Source organism: Polynucleobacter sp. AP-Reno-20A-A9 (assembly GCF_018882085.1).
GTDB lineage: Bacteria > Pseudomonadota > Gammaproteobacteria > Burkholderiales > Burkholderiaceae > Polynucleobacter.
Window position 1 is genome coordinate 102,244 of the sequence record NZ_JACVPB010000004.1, and the last position, 24,812, is coordinate 127,055.

Sequence of the window (24,812 nt, forward strand, 5' to 3'; positions counted from 1 at the left end):
AGATAAGAATCCTAGAAAAAATAAAAGCCAAGCGCTGACAGAAAAGCCCCTAAAAAGCTTTTAATAAGTTTATATGCCACAACGAGCATTGGCAAACCATTTTTGCTATACCTCTCATCCCCACGAGCTTTGAAATTTAATTAGCAAATAATTCATCAAAACCACCACGATTTGGCATGGTTTCTAACAAAGTATGGTCATGGGGGTGTTAGATTAAAACTGGTGGGGGTCGAGATCTCGGATGGCGTTAAAAACTGCGCAGCTATATTTTTGAGCTAGCTACTGAAATTTGCTGTTGGGCTCGTTTAATCTTTTGTCGATTACGCTCAAGCTTTAATGCTTTGCTGGCAGCGTCCTTCTGATTTTGTAAGCTAGCCACCCTAGCCTGCTCTGGAGTTTGTGGGGGCTTAGCCTTAATAGCAGAGATAACCTCATCAATCATTTGATACCCCCTGCTTTCATGGGTAACAACTGATGGGCTGCTAGCTAGGCTATCCATTCCGAATTGGTATTGCAGGATTAATCTGGCATGGATGGGGTTATCAGCAAAGACAGCAGTATTAACTAACTGACCCTTAATCCTGACATAGGCTTGATATTTGCTCATACAAGTATTTAGCTGGCTAGGGATGGTGCCGCGCTAAGCACGACATCCACCCAGCTTACTTGCGAAATCCTGCTTTTAATGAGCCACTAGCATTTTCAATCTGGGCATCTAAATCCCCTGCTTCTACAGCAATCTTCACCGTCTCTAGAGCTTTAACCAAGTCATCACCACTATCGACTTGAATACTGGGCTTGCCTTTGGCTAGCTCAATAATCCAGCTGCCATATCTAATGGAAACGCAGACTTTGCCCTCCTCTGTTTGAAACCACCACGGCTTAATACGTTTTGGAACTTCTACTTGCTTACGAACCCCCGTCTCCTTATCTTTAATACTGCGAAACTTCATTAGTACAAAAGGCGTTCCTGACATCTGCCCTTTAGCCAACTGGATCTGCTCCCATAATCGACTCGAAAGCTTGTTCCTCCGAATCACAATTGCTGGTTGATGAACCGGCTTCTTGAGAGCCACTAGTTTTAATGCGGTCAATGCGCTCATATTTCCTCCTATAAATGAAAGAGCTATTTCAATTTATTTTCGGAATAATGAATTGGACAACCTCTTTTTTATTTTGACTAATTTTGAGCCAGAAATTAATGGGTTTTCTTAACAAGAGCTAAATACTTTTGCGAGTTGCTGTGTTTCAAAGTACGGTCGCAAATGGATAAAGAAGTTACTGGTAGTGAGTTACTAGTTACTCGAGTGGCAAATGAGTAACTCTGGCTAGCAACACGACTTAGTGACTATCTCTTTGAGATCTGCAACTGAACTCAAAGCAACATCTTTTTGGATCTACTCCTCTAGCAACCAAGCTACGAAAGCAACAGCTCGCAACGAGAACTCAATCAATTTGAAAAAAGGAGAGCGATATGAGAGAAATTGCGGTTAGAGGATTTATGAATGAGAAATTTAATACCACCTTCGGTAAAGGCTTATTTAGAAGAGCGATGTTTAATGGCTCAGTAGAGCTAGGTAGCCCAAATCAAAAATACCTAGTTGATTACTTTGAATACAGTAACTGGGAAAATACTGCCAAAACAGATCAGCAGATGGCGACTGTTCGAAAACTTAGTGATGCTGGCATTGCAGGACAAGCTGGTGTTTTAATGTCTTGGATCCAACATTACGATCCACTCACTAAGACAAAGCAAGGTGTTGATGGATTTAGCATCTACTCCCCCGAAACTAGGGAGCTGCATGTAGAGATTGAGGATTTAGTAAACAACACCAAGGATTCCTGGACGCTAGATGTACATTTATGTAAAAGCACCGGCGCCAATAAGCCAGTGTTTATAGCAACCAATGTGGATTTGAACTAAATCACGCCATAAATCCATACAAGATTCACCTCAAATCAGCCCTATACGCAAAGATCTATCAGCCTCGCAATACTGAGTAGCTGGCATTACTAAAAACAGCGCATAGGGCTAATTTGAGCTACTAACAGTAATTCGTGGGATTTTCGCCACGATCACTACGCTATTTTGGATAAATACTAGTAATGAAAGGTGGTTAAGAAAATTGTACTTTTCTTAACCTGCCTTGTAAGTCATTGATTCTTGGAAGATATTTTTTGATGGCCAAATAAACAAATTTCGGTCGACCTTTTAAGACTTAGAAAACATACTAAATACAGACTTTTTATTTATCTAAGGAGAATTAAATGGCACAAGCAAAAACACTATCTCAAACAGAACTAGATCTAGTTCTTAATTACGTCAGCAGCAAAAAATATGCCTTGCGCGATAGAGCGTTAATACTTACAAGCTTTCTTGGTGGACTTCGCGTTGCCGAAATTGCCAGCTTGAAAATGGGCGATGTATTAAATCTCGATGGGACTATTAAAAATGAAATCCGCCTATCGGCATCACAAACCAAGGGTAAGCACCCTAGGACTGTATTTGTCTCACAGCGTTTACAGACTGAATTGGCCAACTACTTAACAACAAGATACATAAAAGAAGCTGACATCCCCCTCTTTCATACAGATCATCGTTTGGGATTTAGTGCTAATGGCTTATGTGTGTGGTTCTATCAGCTTTATAAGAATGTTGGCATTAGCGGTGGCAGCAGCCATTCAGGAAGAAAATTCTTTATTACTACCCTCGCTAATAAAGGGATTGGTGTTCGAATCTTAGCCAGCCTTGCAGGTCATAGATCGATTGCAGTGACTCAGAGATATATCGATGTCAATGATGAGCAAAAGAGGAATGCTGTCGAGCTAATTTAAATGGCAGTCGGGTAAAACCGACTCTAACAGGCATGCCTAGTCAATTGCAATACTCGATCTTTTGCGCAGTCAAACTCGTGATTACCTAATGAAAATAATCGGCTAGCAAAATTTTCATCTTCAAAATTAAAGCGGGTTTGAAAGCTTTTACCTAATTCTTGTTGTGGGAATATACCAAGTGCAGCCTGCTCTGAGATATTTAAAGCGCTTTCCTTGTGCCTCATGACCATTAAGGTCATATGGCGCCGCATATGATCATCCCCACTTTTGTGCCTTGCTGCCAATGGGTCTAACCTCCCGATAAAGCGATCTACTAGCATTGCCATTGCCCCAGCCCTCCAGAGCTCAGTATCGGGATTTAAAGCCATGGTGTAGATTAGGAGTAAATCTTTCCACATATTCTTTAATTTAGCGCCTTTAAGTACTTGACTATGAATTTGCTTGATTTGAGTATTTGGCCAAATTTGCGATAAAGCATTAACCAGTTGGGATATTGATGGGGGGTCTTGATCGCTACAAAGCTTTAGCAATACGTCGTCATCACAAACAAAAAACCTGTCTTTGCCTTTAATAATTTCAATTACTGGAGGAGACGAATCCATCAGCTGCTTCTTATGACCTTCAAACCAAGTCGTAAATGGACAATCTAAGACACAACCGTACTTGGAGTAACAATCTAAGATCTTACGATTATCAAGACTCATTTTCTTAGTTAATCGTTTTGGTCTCACATACTTGCTAGCGGCGGTATAGCTAGGACTTATACGTAAAAAGTTAAAGAAAAGCCTCGCCATCTCCTGATGACAGTCTTGCTGCTCCGCACAAAGTTTTCCGCCCATGCGGATATCTCCAGCCTAAATTTACCTACTTTTTTTAATTCTAAATTTTGTATGTATTCACTACAGGGATGCTGAAGTGAAATCAGATTGTGAATGGAATTCACCATCACATTTTTAACAATTTCAGGAGAAAATCCATGAGTGAAACTACTGTAGTCGAATCAGGCGTTAGCGCCCCTAACGCTGAAAAAACGAATGCCAACCCTTTTGCAGTGGGAATTGGCAATTTATTAACAGGCAGCAATCCAGAAAAAGCCATTGGCGACTCTATTGATCGCCTAGCTGAATATCGCAAAAACTGGGAAAGTAATGAGCTTTCTAGTGCAAATGATGTCTTGTATGGAATATTGCAGCATTGTTACGCCTTAAACAACACAATGCAAGGCTCAGACAGTATTGCCAAAAGCCTTAAAAAAGGTCTAGCGAACTACATCAAGACCCATGAATACAAGTTCAGCGACAGCTCGCCACTAATCACTAAGATCGTGAAATGTGTATTTGGTGTTGATCGTCGTAGGGTTAATGCCTATAGCACAGCTATGAAGGCAGCAATGGCTGAGAGAGTGAGCGTACTTGATCTACCAAAATATTTCCGTGAAAAAGGTGGCGTTGAGGAAGTTAGACGCTCTGCTAATAGCAAAGGCAAATCGATTGCTCAGAAGGTGGAATTAGGGCGTACCGTACTCGATGGCGAAATACTAGCGAAGGTACAAAGTGATTCTCTTAATGCGTCATTTTCAAATGAGCAGCTAGAGGAAGGCGTTGTATTGCTAGCAACACGAGAAGATGACGGCAGTTTTGCAATCCGCAGAGTCATCCAAAGTGGAACAGCAGTTAAATCAGCGTTAGCAGCTTGCTCCAGTGTTGGCGCTGAAAAAGAAAAAGCACAGAAACTATCTGATGAGGCTAAAGCAATTGAAGATGAGCGTTTAGCAGCCCAAGCAAAACTCAAAGCCGCTTGAACTTGTTGTTTGCTATCTGATTGCTGGTATTTACTCCCTAAGATAAATCCAGCAATCATTTCATTATTTTAAGGAGATTGCGATGCATAACCCTAGACCACCCTCTATTGTCATACAAGCACCCGGATGTTTAGATGATTTTGCTTTACAACCTAATAGTCGATTTAAGCTTGAATCCATACTTGATTTAAGTCTGCCTATTCCAGCTAACGGTATTTGTGGGATTGTTCTATATGGTTTATACGGAACTGGTAAAACTACTCTGGCCAACTTATTGCCAGGCTTAATTGAAACGGCCAAAGTCAATCCTGCTTGTGCAGCAATGAATGCTGGATCTATCGTTGATACAGAAGATCCTAATTCAGATTATTTTGCCTGCGCACAAGGTCAGAATGGCGCTCAATTAACTCAATCGATTCAAAATAGAACCACTTATATGTCATTTAATAGTAGTGGTCTGCATTACATCATCATGGATGAGGTTGATGTCTTAACCCCAGCAGCGCAAGCAGGCTTCAAATCAATCATGAATCGTAAAGACGTCATATTCATCATGACTAGCAATAACTTAGATCAAATTGATAAAGGCATTCAGAATCGATCAATTTTGATTGATATGAATGTTCCACCAATTAATGATTGGCGACCAATTTTGCGTCGTGTTTATGAAAATGCAGGTCTACTAGCACCGCCTGATGATGTATTAGATCAAGTGGTTCAGGCTGGTAGAGGATCAGCTCGAAGCATTTTTTCAGATATCGTGATGAGCGTTAACCAAGAGGTGAGAGAAAAGCATGAGACTCACTTAATTACCCTTAAAGCATGCAGTTAAGTGATATGTAGCGTCGGGTAAAACCGACACTACATGATTGCCCCTGCCAATCTTTCCGCACTCATCATTGGTGTTAATTTTGAATAATGACGTTCAATCATCCCTACGCTAGTACCCATTTGTTTTGCCAATGTGTGAATATCAATACCATCTGCCAATCTAAATGTAGCGTAGGTATGTCGCAGGCTATACAAGGTTCTATTCTTACCAGTAGCATCCTTTAATAAATTAGATTCAAGCATTAGCCGCTCAAATACACTATCTAGACTATGCGGAGCATCCCCTTCGGGAAATACAAATACTTTCTTATCCAATTTGGCCTCAATCACCGCCTCTAGGTTCTTATAAGGCAATGCCTGCCAAGCAATTAAACGCTCTAAAGCCTCGATCACAAAATGTCTTGCTATTAGGTATCTAGGGCCCGTTTTGCCTGATACCCAAATTCTTAGGTAACGCTGCTCCCCAATCCAATGCCACTGCAGGGCCTTCCAGCGAATTGGCATGCTCTCCGTTCCTTGTCTAATGCCTGTTCCTAACAAGAACTCCACATAGACCCTGCACAGCCTTCTCATGTGATTACTACGTTGATTGCGGCCAAAACGCTCCCAGTCCCGCATGTATTCCAGCAAGTAATTGATCTCTTGGTGGCTAAAGGCTGGCCTGATCTCTGCCCTATCGGCAGCAACCTCCAACAATGGAATGGTTCGATGTCGGTGAATTAATCCCTGATCCCTGGCTCGCTCTATTACACGCTTATATAGACCAGAATGGCGCCTTTGTGTGTAAGTTTTAGGATTCTTACCCATCTTGGAGATTCGCCAAGCCACATAGTCATCCACTAACTCTTGGGTAATGTCATTGATTTGGAAATTACCAAAGAATGGGATTAAGTACTTGGTATAGATATGAATGTAGTCAACATGGGTACGCTTATTGGGATTGGCTTGGACTACTCGGGCAGCCATAGCCAGCTCTTGATTGGCTAATTGACGAAAGGTCTTGGACTTAATGGCTAGATCACTGGCTAGCTTGACCTTAACGGTTTCATATATGGCAATTGCTTGGGTGGTGGCTTCAGCTACTTGATCAGATCCAGTGCTGGCCGAATGCCAAGAGCCAGTAGATAACTTAAAACGGCATTGCCATTGGTGGCTATTGTGTCTTTTATAGAGGGTGACGGCGCCATCAAGGAGTTTGATAGGCTCATCGTCAGTGATAACAGTGGAAAATAATAGCGATAAATTATTCATAACAAGTGTCTCGTTACGCGACACTTGCAAGCTTAATTTCAGATTTAGGTTTGGACGACCTGAATTATTTACTGTCGGTTAAACCGACACTACAGCATCAGGGCCGCGATGGGCTGTTGCTAATCACAAAGCAGCCATCACACTACTTATTGACGACAGGCTCAAAACGACCCACAATTGCCGTTCGGGGCAACAAAAAACCTGCCGCAGCAGGTTCTTGTTTAAGTCTAAATGAACTTCCTTATAAGCCAATCGTATAAGTCGCCATCACCGTAGTTGTCGATACTGCTTGGAATGGCTCTTGGCGATAGATGCCATTGATACCTACACGTTGGTTCTTCTCTACATCGTAATAAGCCCCAATAGTAGCGGTAGGTCTGGTTTTAACGGGATTAGCATTAAAGTTGATTGGAGTTAATCCAGTTACTCCAGTAGCAGAGTAAGTACCATTAGCAGTATTGGTATCAGTCTCGACACCAGCACTAGCGTATACCGTTGCTTTAGGAATAAAGCGGTATGAAGCACCTAGTCCTGCTAATGCGGTAGTGGCATTGGTATTGAGTGCTGAGTAAGTCAGGGGCGCGGTCACTGTTGAAGATGCACCTTCGGTGTAGCCACCCATGTTGTTTTGGGTATAACGCATGCCAACATACGGGCTAACAATTACCTCTGGCAGGACTGCAAAACCATACTTGGCTTGTATCTGAGCACCTTGGCTTATCAAATTAGACGAGCCAGTACCAGGATCTGATGTTCCAACCACAGAACGGGTCACAGTTGTATTCTTTTGCCCATAAGCAGCAGAGACCTTCACCTCTGTACCGGTACCATCCAAGCGCTCATTCCAAGCGCTAAAGAGGCCGATCAACGGGGAGTTATTCCCTAATTTGACTGTGCCACCAGGGCTATTGGTAGAAAGGTTTTGATCTGCGTACGCACCAATTCGGTAATTAGCATGGGGGCGATACGCTGCAATTAATAAGCCGCTCGTATTGTTAATTCCTTCTGATTGCACAGCGGTATTGCGTCCACCAACAGAAACGCACACATCATTAGCGCCAAAGACATTACAGTCATAAGCAAAGCTATTGGCTAATACGGAGTTTTGTAGTGTGTAGATGCCTTGCAAAACAGCAGCGGTATTGACTAAGGATTGTTGCGTATCGACTGTACCGGCACTCAAGGTGAGGTAGGCATTATTAAGGTCATATGATAGCGCTGAGTTCAAAGTGCTATAGCTGGCCAGATTGCCAGTGAGGCCAGAGAACTTGCCAGTCAATCCAGATGAAGTCAGAACCGTGTAGGTCCTCTTGGTATAAGTGCCACTAGTGGCATCAATCACAAAACCACCAGCAAGACTTGCTGTTCCTGCAACCGCTAAAACGCTATTCGCTGTTGGCGTAATAGAGGTGGATAAAGTACCACCCGCTGTTTGCACATAGTTACCAGCAACGCTCAAGGTTCCAATAGAGCCGCCAGGAGCTACTCTGCCGCTATTAGTTACGTTTCCACCAACACCGCCGTGACCAGCTAAAGTACCTGCAGCTTGCACCGTTACATCGCCCGCTAACCGTGCTGTATTGTTTGCTTCTGAAGAGCCAACACTTAAAGTGCCGCCTGCTACTGTGGTGCCACCGGTATATGTATTAACGCCATTCATATACGTAGTGCCAGTACCGTTGAAAGTCATTGCACCAGGGCCCGAGAACACACCAGATAAAGTGGCTGAGCCACCAGATGGTGAGGTAATTGTGCCGCCACTAGAATTGACTGCAAAAGCTTGGTTAGAGTTATCGCCATTGAGCAAAGTTAAAGTTCCGCCTGCAAAGACGGGATTTAATGTATTGCCTACATCGCTCAAATAATTTCCAGAATTAGTAACGATGTTACTAGAGGCAACATATGAGGGGAATAGCAAATCCCACATATTGGTAGTCCCAGCAGTTCCAGCCTCTAGCACTAAATTATAGAGATACCCGCCATAGGTCCCTGTAAAACTCGACGATGTAAGCAAGCCTGCATCCACCCCAGAAATTACATTCAAGTAGCTTGATGACTTAACCAGTCCACTATAAATTCCGAAGTTAGTTGTACCAGTACCGCCATCCCAATTAGTTACGGAGGAAGCAGCTAACTTGCCGTAAGTATTGGCGTTAGTCCCAAGAATAATGTTGTAGTTTTTAGGGAGGCTACCAGAGAAAGTGAGGTCTGACTGTGCATTTGAGAGCGTAAAGGATGTGAGTGAAGATGAATTATTAACAATATTTGCAGCTGGCCGTGCACGTGTAGAGGCGCCAGAGGAAATAATGCCTTGATTGATAATATTGATCGATCCACCTGCACCAGATCCAATATTGATTCCCGCTCCACCAGAGTAACCGGCCCCACCAGTGATGCTGCCTCTATTAGTAATGGTTGTTGTTCCATTTCCGTCTATGGCAACTCCAGCACCACTTCCGCCCTGAAAGTATGCCCCACCACCAGCGCCACCAGTAATGGAGCCTCCGCTATTGTTGTTTATGGTCGTACTTCCTGATCCTGCAACAGATACACCAGCGCCCGCAGTTCCGCCAACTCCTCCACCAGAAAATGCATTGTGTCCAGCACCACCAGCGCCGCCAGTAATTAAGCCACTATTGGCTATGGATGTGGTTCCCGATCCAGAAATACCAATACCAACACCGCCGGCTGCACCCCAGCTACGTAGATAAAGATCTTGGTATCCAGCACCACCTGCACCACCAGTAATCGAGCCAGCATTGGAGATGACTGCACCCGCTCCAGAAATAGATATGCTAGCCGCACCATAGCCAGCAGTTGTTATTTGAGAGGCAGAAGGATTTCCAGTCACATTGCTGCTACCATTGCCGCCACCCCCACCGGTGATACCCCCGGAATTTATCAACGTAAAACTACTACCACTAAGGGCTACACCGCCATTACCGCTGCCACTTCCACCCAAGGAAATGGCACCAGAGCCTCCTAAAATAGATCCGCCAGAATAATTTGTTAATGAGAAATTGGAGCCACTCAAACCAATCCCACCATTACCGCCTAGGCTGCTAAAAGATGTTCCGCCTGTACCGCCAACAATTGAGCCAGAATTGCTAATAGCTGATGCGCTGCTGCCTGAAAGAATGGATACGCCAATACCGCCTGCACCCCCCGTGCTACTTTGGTTATAACCTCCTGCACCACCATTAATGCTTCCATGATTGGAAATATTGTTTGAAGTGCCGCCAGTAACTGATAATCCAAACCCGCCGTCACCGCCGTTGTAACCACTCGCCCCAAGACCGCCTGCACCACCAGCAATGATGCCGCCTAAGTTATTGCTTACCGTAATTGTTGCCCCGCTAATGCCCGCGCCACCCTGGGAACCGCCAAAGGCTCCGCTAGACCCATCAGCACCAACGCCGCCAGCAATATCTCCGCCTAAATTATTTACCACCGTAAAGCTCGAGCCAAAAATACCAGCGCCACCGGTGGCATTATTTTGAGCAGCGCCACCGAACACGTTTCCGCTATTGGTAACTGTAAAGCTGCTTCCGTAAATACCTGCGCCAGCATGCGAGTTGGGAGCACCCCCGGTAATATTTCCACTATTGGTTAATGTAAAGTTATTTCCATTTACGCCTGCGCCCCCAAAAGTACCGTTGATATTTCCCGTTCCATAGTTTGTCAATGTGAAATTAGTGCCTGATACACCGGACCCACCAACTCCATAACCAGCACCAAGCCCACCAGTAATGCTTCCGCTATTTAATAGTGAAAAACCATTACCCCCAATTGCGTCTGCACCACGTATTGGCCCCAGCTGAGCTCCATAACTACCAGCGCCCCCGGTTATGACCCCACTCTGACTATTAATTAATGTGAAATTGCTGCCATAAACTCCGGCAGCACCAGCTACACCTGCGCCACCGGCGCCACCAGTAATGCTTCCGCTATTTGTTAGAGTAAAACCGCTCCCATCTACACCAACACCGCCGGCTCCAGAGAGTCCTAACCTTATAATCCCACCATTACCTCCCGCTCCTCCAACGATGTTGTAGGCATTGATTAAGGTTGGGGTTCCAATAATTAAGAGCCCAACGCCACCTCCACCCCCTGCTCCAACTTGAGTTGCACCAGCCGCGTCAGGTGCGGAGGCGGAACCCCCGCTACCTCCTGTAATATTTCCTGAAATAACACTTCCAACAAAACCAGCACCGCCGCCGCCTCCACCGCCTTGAGCTGACAACGAAGGTGAAAAACTGCCTATGCCACCATTGGCACCCAGACTATTTGCTCCACCAACACCCGCAGAACCACCAGCCCCTCCAGCACTATTTCCACCATTGCCGGCTCCGCCAGCACCCCCAGAGCCATTACCCAAGCTACCACCTGCACCACCGCCACCGCCAGCAAAACCGTTGAAGTATCCCGCGTTGCCACCACTACCCGCGCCCATAACCCCAGGTCCACCCACGCCTGGGTTGACACCAATTGCCGCTGTTCCATTTGCGGCCTGGGACATGACTGGAGGCGAGATAAATGCAAAACCAATTGCTAGGGCTAAGGGAATAGCCCTAATTGAGAATGGAATTGAAACTGCAACACTCTTCTTTTTGGAAGAAAATGATCTGCCAGCTGCTTTTTTACCTCTTGATCTAGCTAACTCTGAGACAACTTGCATCACTCCAAGTGATTTATTAAATATTAGGCGATACGTTTTATTCATGGGAAGCTTTTAATGTGTTGAATGCTTTTTAGGCAATAGTGATGCCACTACGGCGAACTGTCTGATTTTTCCAAAAGGCATCATTTTCAAATCGCTTAAATAAATCAGGCGGCAAAATACTAGTTCGCTCATTTTGAGCAACATTTCTTCTCACCTCATGCAATCCAGGTGTACCAGCCTTTTTATCAAACTCAGACGCATCAAATTCGACATTATTGAAGTCATGTTTATATAGTGGCTGTCCAATAAAGTCATAAACAGCAGCCAATGTTTTTTGGGGATCTTTGACCAATGATTCATACTGAACCAACATTAATCGGTTGGCTGCATAGTCTCCAAAGTAGGCCTCTTTCAGCGCGTTATACGCATAACCTACCATGCCATCTCCACCAGCGACTCCATCAGCGCGAGAGTAGACAGTGCCACCACTTAGATAATTAAAAATAGATGAAGGCTGAAATACGTTACGCTGCACTAAGCGCTCTATGCTATCAATAATCCAAGGCATATTACGGACACAAGCAATGACTTTGAATGCTGGATAAAGGGTATTGAGAAGTGGCATGCGAGCACACCAAGCGCGACTAGTATCGAAAATAACATCTGCTTTACTATCAGCGTAGTAACCCTCAATCACAGAACGGATAATTCGCTCACGCTGAACATCCTCAATAAAAACAGAGTACTCATTCTTGCCGCTCATGTTTTCTAAGAGAGCTCCAACCATGCCCGCTACCGGGCCACTCATATTGGCTTGAAACTGCGGATTTTGATTTAAAAGAGCAGCGAGCAGAGTGGAGCCGGAGCGAGGTAGCCCTGAGATAAAGTGAATTGTTTTATTGTTATGCAAAGTATGCCCAATGTCGTATAAGCTTTAAGGGTAATAATACCAATAAAAAGTACCTCAATTCTCGATTTTTAGGCGCATAAACCCACATGGCTGCAAATTTACTCAGTTCCAAGCCTACAGTCATTTGGCTGACTGGACTCTCAGGTGCCGGAAAATCCACTATTGCGAAAGGATTGGAACAAGCATTGCAATCTAAAAATATCCCAGTAAGTATTTTGGATGGCGATGTCCTTCGAGCTACTCTATGTAAAGACCTTGGCTTTAGTAAAGAAGATCGTATAGAAAACATGCGCCGTACAGCTGCGCTGGCCAAATCACTCTTAGACGAGGGAGACGTAGTGATTGTGGCATTGATTTCACCTTATGCTCAGGATCGACTAAAGGCGCGACAGCTTTTTCAGGAAAGGCAATTTTTAGAGGTTTTTATAAATACCCCTCTTGAGACTTGCATTCAAAGAGATCCTAAGGGGCTTTACGCCAAGGCGCTTAAAGGTGAGATTAAAAACTTTACAGGTATAGATGCGCCCTATGAAATACCCAGCAATCCAGAAATTGAATTATTTACAAAGAATAAGTCAGTCGAAGAATTGGTGAATGAAGTTTTAATATATAAAAGCCTTTAAATTAATACACGAATACATGTCTTACTTACTGCGACTTAGACAATTTATTAACCACCCTGAATCACTAGACATGAGTCAAGAGTGGGTAATGCTCGATAAGTCTACTCACCCTGCAATTTTGGTGTACGGCAAAGATCTATCCATTGCATTACTCAAGTCAGATAAGGTCGCCCCAACCAATTTCATCGAGTACTATAAAAAATTACTTCAACTATCCAATCAAAACCTTCCAACAATTGACGCCATCTTTATGTGCTCGCCCGTGCTTCTTCATGGGGATGAACATTCACAGTCGAGAAAGACTTTTTCCAAAAAATATAAGCTAATTGAAGAAAATTTACAAAACTGGCTCCCAAGCTTTACGTCCGAGTTTTTTTCATTAGTCCCGGGTGATGAAGAAATTAATCCAATTAAATTGGTAGCGAACTATATTGCAGGAATTTTTCGTACTATTTTAGCCACAGACTTAGGCGTTAGTGTCAGCGAGATCCCATCTTTACCGCCAAAGCTTTTCTTTTTGACTCATCCGCTAGCCAAGGTTATTGACGTTGAGGATAGATTAAGAGCGCTCAAAGAGTATCTAGAAAAAACTATGTTGCATCAAGGGAGAGATCTCTCTGAGGTTTGGATACTTTTAGCAATTATCGTTGCAGGCTTTGAAGCACTTGAAGGAACGCTGATGTATGGGCTAACGAAGGAGCCAGCATCCCGCGGAACTTGGAAACAAAAAAGTCTGCTTAGAGAAGCGGCTGCTGTAAATTTTATAGGACGAAGAGCGCTGGAGAATTTCTCAATAGGCAATCTTACGATATCAAAGAACCAGGAGATCTATGTTTGTCCAACCTTAGTACATAGATATATGGATGCAAAGAATCTAGCCAACATTAATAACTCCTTTTCTTTTGGAAAAGGCGCTCATACTTGCATTGGCCAAGTGATTTCAACAGCAGTTATCAACTCTTTTTTTGCTGAATGGTCTTTATTTGTGGAGCGTCACCCAAAAATAGCCGCAGTAAAATACACCAGAGACTTTAACTTAACATTTACCTTAAGATAAAAATGTCATTAGAAGAAAGTATTGATCAAAATTTGCTTTTAAAAATTGTGGATCAAGCCCAAGTGATCAGCATTCCAGCTTGTGGTGCGCTTATGAAATCTATCTCAGAATTAGGAATTGACTCATTGCAATTAATTAGCCTATCTGTTGCACTTGAAGATTCATGTAAGTTAACTATAGATATAGATCGCTTGACTGATAAATCCACACTAGGCGACTTACTGAATAATTTAAAACCCCTGTAATTTATCGCCCCATGGATCCTTACCAAGGCTTTTCCTCCCTTATTGCAATAATTGAGACTGCAGTAAGTAGCGCACTCTCAACTAACCCCACTCCCGCTAGAGGAGAGTTATTTTCGGCGACCTGGAAATTAGTTGGCAATAATCTAGAGGCTCACCAACTTCTACCAAATGGCAATCTTTTTTGCGATACACAGTTAACGAAAAATGAGCTATTACTACTCCTAATTATCCAAATCATTAGGCGGCAAGGTTTTGATTCATATCCAATAATTCACCTTTCCAATAAAAAAATATTTGAAGAGCTTGGTCGGCTAAATGGTTCGGCCACTATTTGCGGCGTACATACGGGCTTTGCATTTTTGCCTAGCATCATGGCTCAATTTAATCGAAAAATATCTATTATTTCTTCGGATGAATCAATCAGGGATACATTGACGCGTTCAGGCCCAAGCGGAAATATTGAGGTAATTCCGAGCGACTTATTTTCCTTTATACGCCTCAGGGATTCAATGACAAAGGGCAATTTATGCGTCTGCTCAGTTGATTACTCAGATGGAAAAAAGTTTAGGTACATAAGTCCAAGCTTATTTGAATTTTCCATTCAAAATGGGTTCTCAATTTATTTTTTTAAAAGCGAAGTAAATTCAGATGGATCAGTATCGGTAGATTTACTAAAATCTCAACATGATAAGGACCTATATAAATCTGCTGCAGAGTTCATTTATTACATCACCTTGAATCAAAATCCGAAGCGAGAGCTATCAATTAAACACATAACTGACTAACGGACTCCTAATGGCCGTTCTCTGCCACCCTATCTGCCCTATTTCGGATTTTTCAATGTCCGCATAACACCTGATAAAAGCCGCCCGACCGTCGCGATAAGTGACACTCGATAGTCGGGTCGAACCGACACTAAATCGTTAGGGTCAAAATTCCATCAAAATCACCCAGTCGCAGGGTCGCACATAGTCCTTAGGATCGCCTACGCTAGACTCAAGGCTACCCAAACGCCAGCAAAGCCCAAGGCATGACACCCCACAATCAAGCCAATAGAACAGCCTGAAACAATCCTAGAACGGCATTAAACAAGAGAAAGAGTTTGGCCTGCCCAGCACGATTCGAACGTGCGACCTACGCCTTAGAAGGGCGTTGCTCTATCCAGCTGAGCTATGGGCAGTTATATGCTGGGTATATCTAGAACAATAAGGGAAAGTGGTCGGAGTACAAGGATTCGAACCTTGGACCCCCTGCTCCCAAAGCAGGTGCGCTACCAGGCTGCGCTACACTCCGACGGAATCGATATTCTACACCGAGAGCGCCATTCAAGGCAAATCCTGTAAGATTCGTCCCATGGTTGCCTATTTTTCAAGCAAATTTAAGAAGCAGATTCATGCTGCATTTACTGCGGCAGTACTGGTATTTTGCTTGCTAGGCACCCACTGGGTAGGCCTCTCACACAGCATCTCTCACGCCGGTATCAAAAATCAAGTCGCCAAAGCCAATGCCTCCACAAATATTGAAAAGAGTTTTAATCACAGCTCTGATGTTTGTCATTTGTTTGATGCGCTTTCTCTTGCAGGATTTGTGCCCAGCAGTCACGCCAATGCCGAAGTAACTCCAGTAAGCACCCTAGATCTACAGAATTCAAACAATCCTTCGTTAAGAAGTTTTGCTGGCAACTCATACTACTCACGCGCTCCCCCAGCTTTCATCCTTTAAAACAATAGCGCTGCATTGCGCCCCCGTTTTAATCACTCACCATGTTTTGGTGAATTTGGATGAATATGATTTCCCGCTACAAACAATTTATTTACACTTCATTATTGGTGTTGGCCTATTGCTTGCCAATGCACACCGCTTTGTCTCAGAGCCAAGCGGAAACCTTGCCCCAGCTTAATGTCACTGGAGTGCGTGAAGGCGGCCAAGGATTCTTATCTCCAAATAAAGTATTGGCAGGAGATGAACTTCAAAACAAACTTTCTGGAACGCTAGGAGCGACACTTGCCAATGAGTTAGGTTTCTCTGCGACAGGTTATGGAGCGGGATCGTCAAGACCCGTTATACGTGGCTTGGATGGTGCGCGGGTACAAATCTTGCAGAATGGTTTATCGGTTGGAGATGTTTCTAGCATCTCTCCAGATCATGCGGTTGCCAGCCCAATGCAAAATACCCATCAGATTGAAATCTTGCGCGGTGCCTCTGCCCTGCTTTATGGATCCGGCTCAAGCGGTGGATTAGTAAACGTTGTGAATGACCGCATCGTTACTGCAATGCCCGACACCATTTCAGGCGCAATCAATACCAGCTATGAAACCGTGAACCAAGGTAAAACTGCCAATATTGAATTAGATGCACCTGCTGGGCCTTTAGCGCTCCATTTTGATTCAGCGATTAGTAATTCCAACAACTATCGCATTCCAGAGTTCGCAGAACAAAGTGGACCAAATGCCAATTGGTCCATTAATCCTGGTCAGCCAGTAAATACTCCTTATAGCGGCAAACTACCTTTCTCTTTCAGCAATGAAAATAGTATGGGTCTTGGTGCAAGCTATGTTCGCACAGATGGATATACAGGCATCTCTTTGGAGCGCATGAATCATAACTATGGAATTCCTACTTCAGAAGGTGGTTTTATTCAGCAGTCTCAGAATCGTTATGATTTTGCTCACCAAACCAATGATCCATTTGATGGTTTTAGTTCGGTCAAAATTAGTGCGGCCAATACCAATTATCAACATACAGAATTTACGAATAATGGAGTTGCTTCTACACAATGGAACAACACTGCTACCGAGGCAAGGCTAGAGTTGGCGCACACAGAATTACTTGGATCTAAGGGCATATTAGGTGCGCAAATTATCGGCGCAACCCTCAATGCCACTGATTTATCCACCAATAATTACGCCATTGTGCCGCAGACAAAATCAAATTCATCCGCACTCTTCCTGGTTGAAGAAGGGCGCTACGGCCCCTTAAAAACAAGTCTTGGGGCTCGTTATAGCTATGCTACTCAAAATCCGAATTCAGGGACGCAGTTCCCAAGCGCAAATAGCCAAGAATTTATTCCCACCTCTTATGCCCCCCCATCTTTGCAGAGTAGACAATTTAATTTGATGTCCTACTCAGCCGGAGGAATGTTGGATGTTGCTAGAGGATACGGCCTAGGTCTTGCTTATACAGTATCTCAAAGAGCCCCTTCTGCACAAGAGCTTTACTCTTATGGTCCGCATGATTCAACTGCAACATTCGATATCGGAAATGCAAATTTAAGCACCGAAACTTCGCATAATCTAGAGCTAAGCTTTCAGAAAAGCTTAGGGTTGATCCGAAGCAAGGCCAGCATCTATAGAAACCAGTTTAGCAACTACATTTATGGCTACTACACTGGGGCCTACAGCCAAGCTAATGAAAACTTTTCCGTGGTTCAAGCCTCTCAAGCCAATGCATCCATTCAAGGCGCGGAAGCGGAGCTTAGTTATAACTGGAATGAAACCGGCATTGGAGGTAGATTATTTGGGGATGTATCGCAAGGAACATTCACCGCAGGAGGCAATCTACCTCTGCAGCCAGCTCCTCGTTTAGGAACTGAATTAGCTTACCAACGTAACGGCTGGTTAACAAGTGCCACCTATATTTACAGCTACCAACAAAATAAATTGGCTAGCTGGGAAATTGGCCCAACCCCAAGTTACAACCTGGTGAATGCCAATCTTTCCTATACAGAGCGCATTGGAAAAGTAAATTGGACTGGCTATTTGATGTTGAAGAATCTCTTAAATGAAGAGATACGCTACGCAACTTCACCGATGGCAGTAAGGCTATATGCTCCACAACCAGGAAGAAGTTTGATGGTTGGTGTTAGGGCTGCCTTTTAAGAATACGCTAAGCAGTTGGGACTAAATCGGCAATGCTCTTGGCAGCCTTCAAAGCAACTTCACCATTCTGAGTTTCAACCATGACACGCAATAGAGGTTCAGTGCCAGAGGCACGTATCAGAACCCTACCAATATTTTGGAGTTCAATCTCAACCTTGGTAATTTGATTTTTTAGCTTCTCATCCGTCTTCCAGTCATAACCGGACTTGTATCTCACATTTAAAAGCACCTGCGGGAATACTGTGACGGCATCCAATAATTGCGCAAGACTTTTTTTGTTTTGACTCATCGCTGCCAACACTTGAAGCGCCGCAATCGTGCCATCACCTGTGGAGTGCTGGTCAAGGCAAAGCAAGTGTCCCGAACCTTCGCCACCGATAATCCACCCATTCTGTTTTAGTAGTTCCAATACATAACGATCGCCTACATTCGCGCGCTCAAAACCGATGCCCAGTTCTTTGATGGCGTTTTCAACAGCAAGATTAGTCATTAGAGTGCCCACAGCTCCACCAATCTGCTGGCCACGATCTAAACGATCTTTTGCCAATACATATAGAAGTTCATCACCATTAAATAGACGACCAGAGGCATCTACCATTTGCAAGCGATCGGCATCACCATCAAGTGCAATACCTAAATCTGCCTTTACTTCCTTAACTTTTGTAATTAAGGCGGCAGGAGCTGTCGCTCCACAACCATCATTGATATTGCGACCGTCAGGGCTAACGCCGATGGAGATCACTTCAGCACCTAACTCATGGAAAACATGGGGGGCTGTGTGATATGCAGCACCATTGGCGCAATCCACCACAAGCTTCAATCCCCTGAGATTAAGCTCGCCAGGAAATGTAGATTTACAAAACTCAATATAACGCCCTGCAGCATCATCCAAACGAAAAGCCTTGCCAAGCTCTTTTGAATTTACGCAACCCATGGGCTTTTCTAATTCAGCTTCAATAGCCAGCTCAAATTCATCAGATAACTTATCGCCTTTAGCAGAGAAGAACTTGATGCCGTTATCTTGATAGGGATTGTGAGAGGCTGAGATCACTAAGCCAGCAGACAAACGCAATGCCTTAGTGAGGTATGCAACGCCAGGGGTTGGAATAGGACCACAGAGCATGACGTCAACACCTGCGGCAGCAAAACCAGCCTCTAAGGCAGCTTCCAATAAATATCCTGATACCCGAGTGTCTTTGCCGATGAGAATTTTGCAACGTTCACCCGGCCTGGCATCACGTGTTAATACTTTGCCAGCAGCATAGCCGAGGCGAGTCATAAACTCCGGAACGATCGGGAACAGCCCCACTTCACCTCGAATACCGTCAGTGCCAAAGTATTGTTTTTTCATGTATTTAATTATAAAACTTAGATAATTAACTAAGTATTTATAGCCTCCCAAAGCTTCAGGGCATCAACAGTCTGGGCAACATCATGAACCCGGACTATTTGAGCGCCACGATCGGCGGCCATAATTGCTGCGGCAACGCTTGGGGCAACTCGATCGTTAGTGTCTTTTCCAGTAATTTTGCCGATCATCGATTTACGCGAAATCCCCGCCAAAACTGGAAAGCCTAAAGTGCTGAAGTCGTCAAAGTTTGCCAACATCTTGAGGTTATGCTCCAAACTCTTGCCAAAGCCAAAACCTGGATCAATAGCAATCCGTTCCTCGCTAATGCCTTTGGAAATGAGGAGCTCCGCCCTATTCATTAGAAATCTTTTTACCTCTGTAATGACGTCATGATATTCAGGGTTAAATTGCATTGTTAAGGGATCACGTTGCATGTGCATCAATACAATGCCGCAGTCTCGACTTTCCATCACAGCCTCTAATGCATCCGCTTGTCTTAGAGCCCAAATATCATTTACACAATCTACGCCAACATGCAATGCTTGGCGCATTGTTTCTGCTTTATAGGTATCTATCGATAAAGGTACGCCGCAATCTCTAAGCGCCTCAATTACCGGTAGAACTCTATCCAACTCTTCTTGTAACTCAACTGGCTCAGCACCTGGACGGGTTGATTCACCGCCAATGTCAATAAGATCAACTCCGTTTTGAATCATCAACCCTGCTTGTGCAATAGCATCCTTAGAGCTTCTGAATTTACCGCCATCAGAAAAGGAGTCTGGGGTTGCATTCAGAATACCCATCACTATCGGGCGCTTGCGTTTGCTGAAATCAAAAAGAAAACGCCCACAACGCCAAGTTGTGGGCATCTCATGAAGGCTTTGACAATGCATCAAAGACTGCGGCTTATAGAATAGTTAAGCAGTGGCTGGAGCGCTGCCAGTCGCAGGACCAGGGGTACCAGCAGAATTACCAAACTGAGTAGCTGGAGGCGGCTTAGGGGCCCGTGGTGGGCGACCTTCCATAATGTCATTGATCTGTTCCGCATCAATGGTTTCCCATTCAAGCAAAGCCGCAACCATTGCTTCAACCTTATCTCGGTTTTGCTCCAAGATTGATCTAGCTAAAGCATATTGACTATCAATCAAAGTACGAATTTCTGCATCTACTTTTTGTTGAGTAAGCTCAGATACTGTTTTAGTGCTGTTCCGGCCAAAAATACTTTCTGACTCAGTATCAACATAAACCATCGTGCCCAAGCTATCACTCATGCCATAACGAGTCACCATATCACGCGCCATCTTCGTAGCGCGCTCAAAGTCATTTGAGGCGCCCGTACTGGATGAATGCAGGAATACCTCTTCAGCGGCACGGCCACCAAACAAAATAGCCAACTCCTCCATCATGCGATCTTTGTATAAGTTCACACGATCAAATTCCGGCAACTGCCAAGTCACACCTAGAGCCATGCCTCGCGGCATGATGGTAACTTTATGAACGGGGTCTGCTTTAGGTAAAACCTTAGCTACAACAGCATGACCGGACTCATGATAAGCAGTATTACGACGCTCTTCTTCACGCATAACAGCCGACTTGCGCTCAGGACCCATATAGATCTTGTCTTTAGCGTCTTCAAAGTCTTTCATATCCACTGCACGCTTATTACGACGAGCCGCAAACAGCGCAGACTCATTTACCAAGTTCGCCAAATCCGCTCCTGAAAAACCGGGAGTGCCGCGAGCCAAAACAGCAGCATTAACATCGGGATCAATCGGAACTTTGCGCATATGCACTTGCAAAATTTGCTCGCGACCACGAATGTCTGGCAAACCAACGTGCACTTGACGGTCGAAGCGTCCTGGACGCAATAAAGCCTTGTCTAATACATCGGAGCGGTTGGTGGCAGCGACAACGATAACGCCACTATTACTTTCAAAACCATCCATCTCCACGAGCATTTGGTTGAGCGTTTGTTCACGTTCATCATTACCGCCACCCATGCCGGCACCGCGGTGACGACCAACAGCATCAATCTCATCAATAAAGATGATGCAAGGAGAGTTTTTCTTGGCGTTTTCGAACATGTCACGCACACGTGATGCGCCAACACCAACGAACATCTCCACAAAGTCAGAACCAGAGATCGAGAAGAAAGGAACCTTTGCTTCGCCTGCGATTGCACGGGCTAAAAGGGTCTTACCAGTACCTGGAGGCCCAACGAGCAATACACCATGCGGAATGCGACCACCAAGCTTTTGAAACTTTTGCGGATCTTTTAAGAAATCGACAATCTCAAAGACTTCTTCTTTTGCCTCATCGCAACCAGCGACATCAGCAAAGGTGACTGTGTTGCTGTTCTCGTCAATTAAACGCGCTTTAGACTTACCAAAAGAGAATGCACCACCCTTACCGCCACCTTGCATTTGACGCATCATGAAAAACCAAAAACCAATAATGAGCAAGGTGGGTCCAAGATAGTACAAAGCAGAAACCAACATGTTTGGTTCGTCATCAGCTTTACCAGTAACCTGGACACCATACTTCATGAGGTCGCCCACCATCCAGATATCACCTGGAGAGATGATGGAGTATTTATTGCCATCAGCAGGTGTTACTTGCAATGTACGACCTTGTACATCTACACGCTTTACTTTGCCGGCTTTGGCGTCATCCATGAATTGGGAATACGTCACCTGAGTTTGGTCCCTAGGCTTATCAAACTGTTTAAAAACAGTGAAAAGCACCAAGCCCACAATGAGCCACACACCGATTTTTTGGAACATATTGCTGTTCAAAATGAGTCCTTTTCTGGATTGATCCAGGAGTTAAAGCGATTTGCTTCCTAAGTATTTCATTCTACTACCACCCTTTTTCAAGGGCTAATGGCATATTTATTTAATAAACCCCCTCTAATTTGGGGGGTTATTAGGCATATTTGCTACTTACTTTGGTTGCTTTAGGTTTCTACCCAATAAGAAGATTTCTGAAGACTTAGCCCTTGATGCCTTTGGTTTGCGGGAAGCAACCGTTTTGAAGATCTTTTTAAAGGATTCCACTATTTGGCTATAGCCACTACCGTTAAAGCACTTAATCAAAAGTGCACCTTCAGGTTTTAGATGGGCGGTAGCAAAGTCTAGCGCTATCTCTGCCAAAAAAGCCATTCTGGCCGCATCAGCTACGCCTACTCCTGAAAGATTTGGCGCCATATCCGATAGAACCAAATCCACCTTGCCTCCAGCACTCTTTGGCAAGAGCGCCTCTAAAGCAGCAAGCCCCTCATCCTCCCTAAAGTCACCCTGAATAAAGCTCACATCAGCAATATCTTCCATTGGCAAAATATCAATAGCGATGATTTGACCATCAGGCTTGCCAGATTCTATTTTGGGATTACTTTTACCAAGCTCGGTGAGGCGATTGCGAACGTACTGAGACCAACTCCCAGGAGCGCTCCCTAGGTCCACAATGGCCATACCCGCTTTGATGAGGTGATCTTGCTCATCTATTTCACTGAGCTTATAAACCGCTCTAGCGCGATAACCCTCTTTCTGGGCCATCTTCACATAGGGATCAGTTAAATGATCCTGCAACCAACTTTTATTAAATTTATTCTTTGCCACAACTTACCCACTTTCGCCGTCTATTTTCCTGGTTTCTGCTCTCTAAAGCAAAAGGAATCGATCAAAATACAGGCAAATTCAAGCTAAATAGGCATTTTTGACCCTCAATGCTCTATCATAATCCCCATGACTGCACTTACCATTACCCCTGCACAACGTAAATCCCTCAAAGCTGATGCGCACGACTTAAGTCCTGTTGTCATGATTGGTGGCGACGGTTTAACACCTGCTGTAATCAAAGAAGCTAAATTAGCTATCAATCACCACGGGTTAATTAAGATCCGAGTTTTTGGTGATGAGCGTGAAGCTCGTGTTGCTATTTATGAAGAGCTCTGCGACAAACTTGGTGCCGCTCCAGTTCAGCATATTGGTAAATTGCTCGTGTTGTGGAAACCAAAAGATGTGGTGGATGAGGCATTTAGCAATCTAGGTAGATCAAGTAAGCAAACTAAAAAATCTTTGCAAGCTCCTCGTACAAAACGCCAGCCAAATCGTGCTCCAGCAAAAGCTGGTGTTCGTACAAGCACCTCTGAAAGATCTGATCGTCGCTCAGCTTCAAATGCAGCACCATTTGCAAGAGCTGCAGCAGTGAAATCGGCAACACCTAAGAAACGGGTATTGCGTTCTGAAGCAGCGGAATCCAAAATTGGTTGGTCATCTCCTGGTTACAGAAAAGCAGTTGCCGCACCGGCACCAATTAAGAAGCGTAAAGCCAGAATGAGTAGCACTAAGAAAAAATCACTTGGCTCCTAATCAAAGCAAGTGAAATAGAGAAACGCCGCTAGTCGGCGTTTTTTGTTGTCCGCCAAACTAAGGCAAGACCGAATACCGCTTGAATCATAAAGATTGTGCTGGAAACGCCATGTAGGCGTGCAAATAATGAGGCATTAGTAGACTCGCGAACTGACAGACCTGAATAGAGAGCCTGATCCCTTAGTGAGTTCATCCAAGGAATAATGATAAATGCTGCGCAAACTGCACAAGCAAGCATTCCTAGTAATATCCAGCGAGTGATGCGGAAACGGTCATTACCCTTCTTTACAAGGCGGCTTGCAATCATCATTAAGAAGGCACTGATGACAACACCAAGATACGCGGTCACTTTAAATAAACTTGCGGCAACCATACCAGCAACTTGTCTGTCGCCTAGACTTGTAAATAAAACAGGTACAACTAAAAATCCGACAGTAATAAAGCTACCCACCCAAAGTCCAGCAATAAGACTGAATAATCTTTGAGAGAGGGCTACGGGCATTAGATGTAGCGTACCGCCAAAATTTCAACTTCACGATTACCGCCCGGCGCTTGTACGGCCACCACATCGCCCTCTTCTTTGCCAATTAATGCACGAGCAATCGGCGAACTGATGGAAATTTTCTTAACGGCAATGTCAGCCTCATCATCCCCAACAATCTGATACGTGAGCTTAGTACCGTCTTCAAGGTCCTCTAAGTCAACGGTAGCACCAAATACTATGCGGCCAGCAATATCTAATGTGGCGGGGTCAATAATTTGAGCGGCTGACAGCTTGCCCTCCAACTCTTGAATGCGACCTTCAATGAAGCCCTGTTTTTCTTTAGCAGCATCGTATTCAGCATTCTCAGAAAGATCGCCTTGAGCGCGCGCTTCTGAGATGGCATTAATAACGGAAGGACGTTCTACGTGTTTAAGACGGTGCAGCTCCTCTTTGAGAAGTTCTGCACCGCGCTTGGTGATCGGAATTGTGCTCATGAAACTAACCTAACTTAAA

Annotated in this window: 23 protein-coding genes and 2 tRNA genes; 11 read left to right on the top strand and 14 right to left on the bottom strand. The window is 44.3% G+C overall.

Annotated features, from left to right (window positions below):
* Nucleotides 1-262: 262 nt before the first annotated feature.
* Nucleotides 263-607 (bottom strand): hypothetical protein, encoded by a 345-nt coding sequence (locus ICN39_RS11165; protein WP_255532307.1) that lies wholly within the window; start codon nt 605-607, stop codon nt 263-265.
* 55 nt (nt 608-662) lie between these two features.
* Nucleotides 663-1,103, bottom strand: coding sequence for a DUF6641 family protein (locus ICN39_RS05255; protein ID WP_216233020.1), 441 nt, complete (start codon nt 1,101-1,103; stop codon nt 663-665).
* A 371-nt stretch (nt 1,104-1,474) separates the two neighbouring features.
* On the opposite strand from ICN39_RS05255, the gene ICN39_RS11170 reads away from it, so the two are divergent.
* Nucleotides 1,475-1,924, top strand: a complete 450-nt coding sequence (locus ICN39_RS11170) for a hypothetical protein (RefSeq protein WP_255532308.1) — start codon at nt 1,475-1,477, stop codon at nt 1,922-1,924.
* Nucleotides 1,925-2,268: 344 nt separating this feature from the next.
* Nucleotides 2,269-2,835: a site-specific integrase gene (locus ICN39_RS05265; RefSeq protein WP_216228121.1), complete on the top strand. Its 567-nt coding sequence runs from the start codon at nt 2,269-2,271 to the stop codon at nt 2,833-2,835.
* 23 nt (nt 2,836-2,858) lie between these two features.
* On the opposite strand, the gene ICN39_RS05270 is transcribed toward ICN39_RS05265, so the two are convergent.
* Nucleotides 2,859-3,539 carry a hypothetical protein gene (locus ICN39_RS05270; RefSeq protein ID WP_216233021.1) on the bottom strand — a complete coding sequence of 227 codons (681 nt, stop codon included), beginning with the start codon at nt 3,537-3,539 and terminating at the stop codon, nt 2,859-2,861.
* 272 nt (nt 3,540-3,811) lie between these two features.
* On the opposite strand from ICN39_RS05270, the gene ICN39_RS05275 reads away from it, so the two are divergent.
* The gene (locus ICN39_RS05275; protein ID WP_216233022.1) at nt 3,812-4,636 is read left to right on the top strand and encodes a hypothetical protein; all 825 of its coding nucleotides are present in this window, start codon (nt 3,812-3,814) and stop codon (nt 4,634-4,636) included.
* 82 nt (nt 4,637-4,718) lie between these two features.
* A complete protein-coding gene (locus tag ICN39_RS05280; protein ID WP_216228119.1) occupies nt 4,719-5,468 on the top strand; it encodes an AAA family ATPase in 750 nt (249 codons plus the stop codon).
* A gap of 29 nt (nt 5,469-5,497) precedes the next feature.
* Here ICN39_RS05280 and ICN39_RS05285 read toward each other — a convergent pair whose 3' ends face one another.
* The 3 genes from ICN39_RS05285 to ICN39_RS05295 form a co-directional block, all read right to left on the bottom strand.
* Entirely contained in the window at nt 5,498-6,718 is a 1,221-nt protein-coding gene (locus tag ICN39_RS05285) for a tyrosine-type recombinase/integrase (protein WP_216233023.1), read from the bottom strand.
* 241 nt (nt 6,719-6,959) lie between these two features.
* Nucleotides 6,960-11,441, bottom strand: coding sequence for an ESPR-type extended signal peptide-containing protein (locus tag ICN39_RS05290; protein ID WP_216233024.1), 4,482 nt, complete (start codon nt 11,439-11,441; stop codon nt 6,960-6,962).
* A gap of 28 nt (nt 11,442-11,469) precedes the next feature.
* A complete protein-coding gene (locus ICN39_RS05295; protein WP_216233025.1) occupies nt 11,470-12,291 on the bottom strand; it encodes a sulfotransferase in 822 nt (273 codons plus the stop codon).
* Between the two features lie 86 nt (nt 12,292-12,377).
* On the opposite strand from ICN39_RS05295, the gene cysC reads away from it, so the two are divergent.
* The 4 genes from cysC (at nt 12,378) to ICN39_RS05315 (ending at nt 15,001) form a co-directional block, all read left to right on the top strand.
* Complete coding sequence (cysC, locus tag ICN39_RS05300; protein WP_216233026.1) at nt 12,378-12,914, top strand: adenylyl-sulfate kinase; 537 nt, start codon at nt 12,378-12,380, stop codon at nt 12,912-12,914.
* Nucleotides 12,915-12,984: 70 nt separating this feature from the next.
* Nucleotides 12,985-13,971: a hypothetical protein gene (locus ICN39_RS05305; RefSeq protein WP_216233027.1), complete on the top strand. Its 987-nt coding sequence runs from the start codon at nt 12,985-12,987 to the stop codon at nt 13,969-13,971.
* 2 nt (nt 13,972-13,973) lie between these two features.
* Nucleotides 13,974-14,216, top strand: a complete 243-nt coding sequence (locus ICN39_RS05310; protein WP_216233028.1) for an acyl carrier protein — start codon at nt 13,974-13,976, stop codon at nt 14,214-14,216.
* Nucleotides 14,217-14,227: 11 nt separating this feature from the next.
* Nucleotides 14,228-15,001, top strand: coding sequence for a hypothetical protein (locus tag ICN39_RS05315; RefSeq protein WP_216233029.1), 774 nt, complete (start codon nt 14,228-14,230; stop codon nt 14,999-15,001).
* A 318-nt stretch (nt 15,002-15,319) separates the two neighbouring features.
* Here ICN39_RS05315 and ICN39_RS05320 read toward each other — a convergent pair.
* Nucleotides 15,320-15,396 (bottom strand) — tRNA-Arg (locus ICN39_RS05320).
* Nucleotides 15,397-15,432: 36 nt separating this feature from the next.
* Nucleotides 15,433-15,509 (bottom strand) — tRNA-Pro (locus ICN39_RS05325).
* Between the two features lie 60 nt (nt 15,510-15,569).
* Between ICN39_RS05325 and ICN39_RS05330 the strand changes: the two genes are divergently transcribed.
* On the top strand, nt 15,570-15,938 hold the full coding sequence (locus tag ICN39_RS05330; RefSeq protein ID WP_216233030.1) for a hypothetical protein: 369 nt from the start codon (nt 15,570-15,572) through the stop codon (nt 15,936-15,938).
* Nucleotides 15,939-15,997: 59 nt separating this feature from the next.
* The gene (locus ICN39_RS05335; protein ID WP_255532309.1) at nt 15,998-18,094 is read left to right on the top strand and encodes a TonB-dependent receptor; all 2,097 of its coding nucleotides are present in this window, start codon (nt 15,998-16,000) and stop codon (nt 18,092-18,094) included.
* A gap of 7 nt (nt 18,095-18,101) precedes the next feature.
* On the opposite strand, the gene glmM is transcribed toward ICN39_RS05335, so the two are convergent.
* The 4 genes from glmM to ICN39_RS05355 all read right to left on the bottom strand — a co-directional run bounded on the left by glmM (nt 18,102) and on the right by ICN39_RS05355 (nt 23,062).
* Nucleotides 18,102-19,445, bottom strand: a complete 1,344-nt coding sequence (gene glmM / locus ICN39_RS05340; protein ID WP_216233031.1) for a phosphoglucosamine mutase — start codon at nt 19,443-19,445, stop codon at nt 18,102-18,104.
* 29 nt (nt 19,446-19,474) lie between these two features.
* Nucleotides 19,475-20,341 carry a dihydropteroate synthase gene (gene folP / locus ICN39_RS05345; RefSeq protein ID WP_370623690.1) on the bottom strand — a complete coding sequence of 289 codons (867 nt, stop codon included), beginning with the start codon at nt 20,339-20,341 and terminating at the stop codon, nt 19,475-19,477.
* A gap of 21 nt (nt 20,342-20,362) precedes the next feature.
* Nucleotides 20,363-22,240, bottom strand: coding sequence for an ATP-dependent zinc metalloprotease FtsH (gene ftsH / locus ICN39_RS05350; RefSeq protein ID WP_216233033.1), 1,878 nt, complete (start codon nt 22,238-22,240; stop codon nt 20,363-20,365).
* 147 nt (nt 22,241-22,387) lie between these two features.
* Nucleotides 22,388-23,062 carry an RlmE family RNA methyltransferase gene (locus ICN39_RS05355; protein ID WP_216233034.1) on the bottom strand — a complete coding sequence of 225 codons (675 nt, stop codon included), beginning with the start codon at nt 23,060-23,062 and terminating at the stop codon, nt 22,388-22,390.
* A 126-nt stretch (nt 23,063-23,188) separates the two neighbouring features.
* Here ICN39_RS05355 and ICN39_RS05360 point away from each other — a divergent pair, with 126 nt between their 5' ends.
* The gene (locus ICN39_RS05360) at nt 23,189-23,815 is read left to right on the top strand and encodes a YhbY family RNA-binding protein (protein WP_216233035.1); all 627 of its coding nucleotides are present in this window, start codon (nt 23,189-23,191) and stop codon (nt 23,813-23,815) included.
* Between the two features lie 28 nt (nt 23,816-23,843).
* Here ICN39_RS05360 and ICN39_RS05365 read toward each other — a convergent pair whose 3' ends face one another.
* Together ICN39_RS05365 and greA are read right to left on the bottom strand one after the other, a co-directional pair.
* Nucleotides 23,844-24,317, bottom strand: coding sequence for a DUF4149 domain-containing protein (locus ICN39_RS05365; protein ID WP_216233036.1), 474 nt, complete (start codon nt 24,315-24,317; stop codon nt 23,844-23,846).
* Nucleotides 24,317-24,793, bottom strand: a complete 477-nt coding sequence (gene greA, locus ICN39_RS05370; protein ID WP_216233037.1) for a transcription elongation factor GreA — start codon at nt 24,791-24,793, stop codon at nt 24,317-24,319. The genes ICN39_RS05365 and greA overlap by 1 nt, the downstream gene beginning before the upstream one ends.
* Nucleotides 24,794-24,812: the final 19 nt, after the last annotated feature.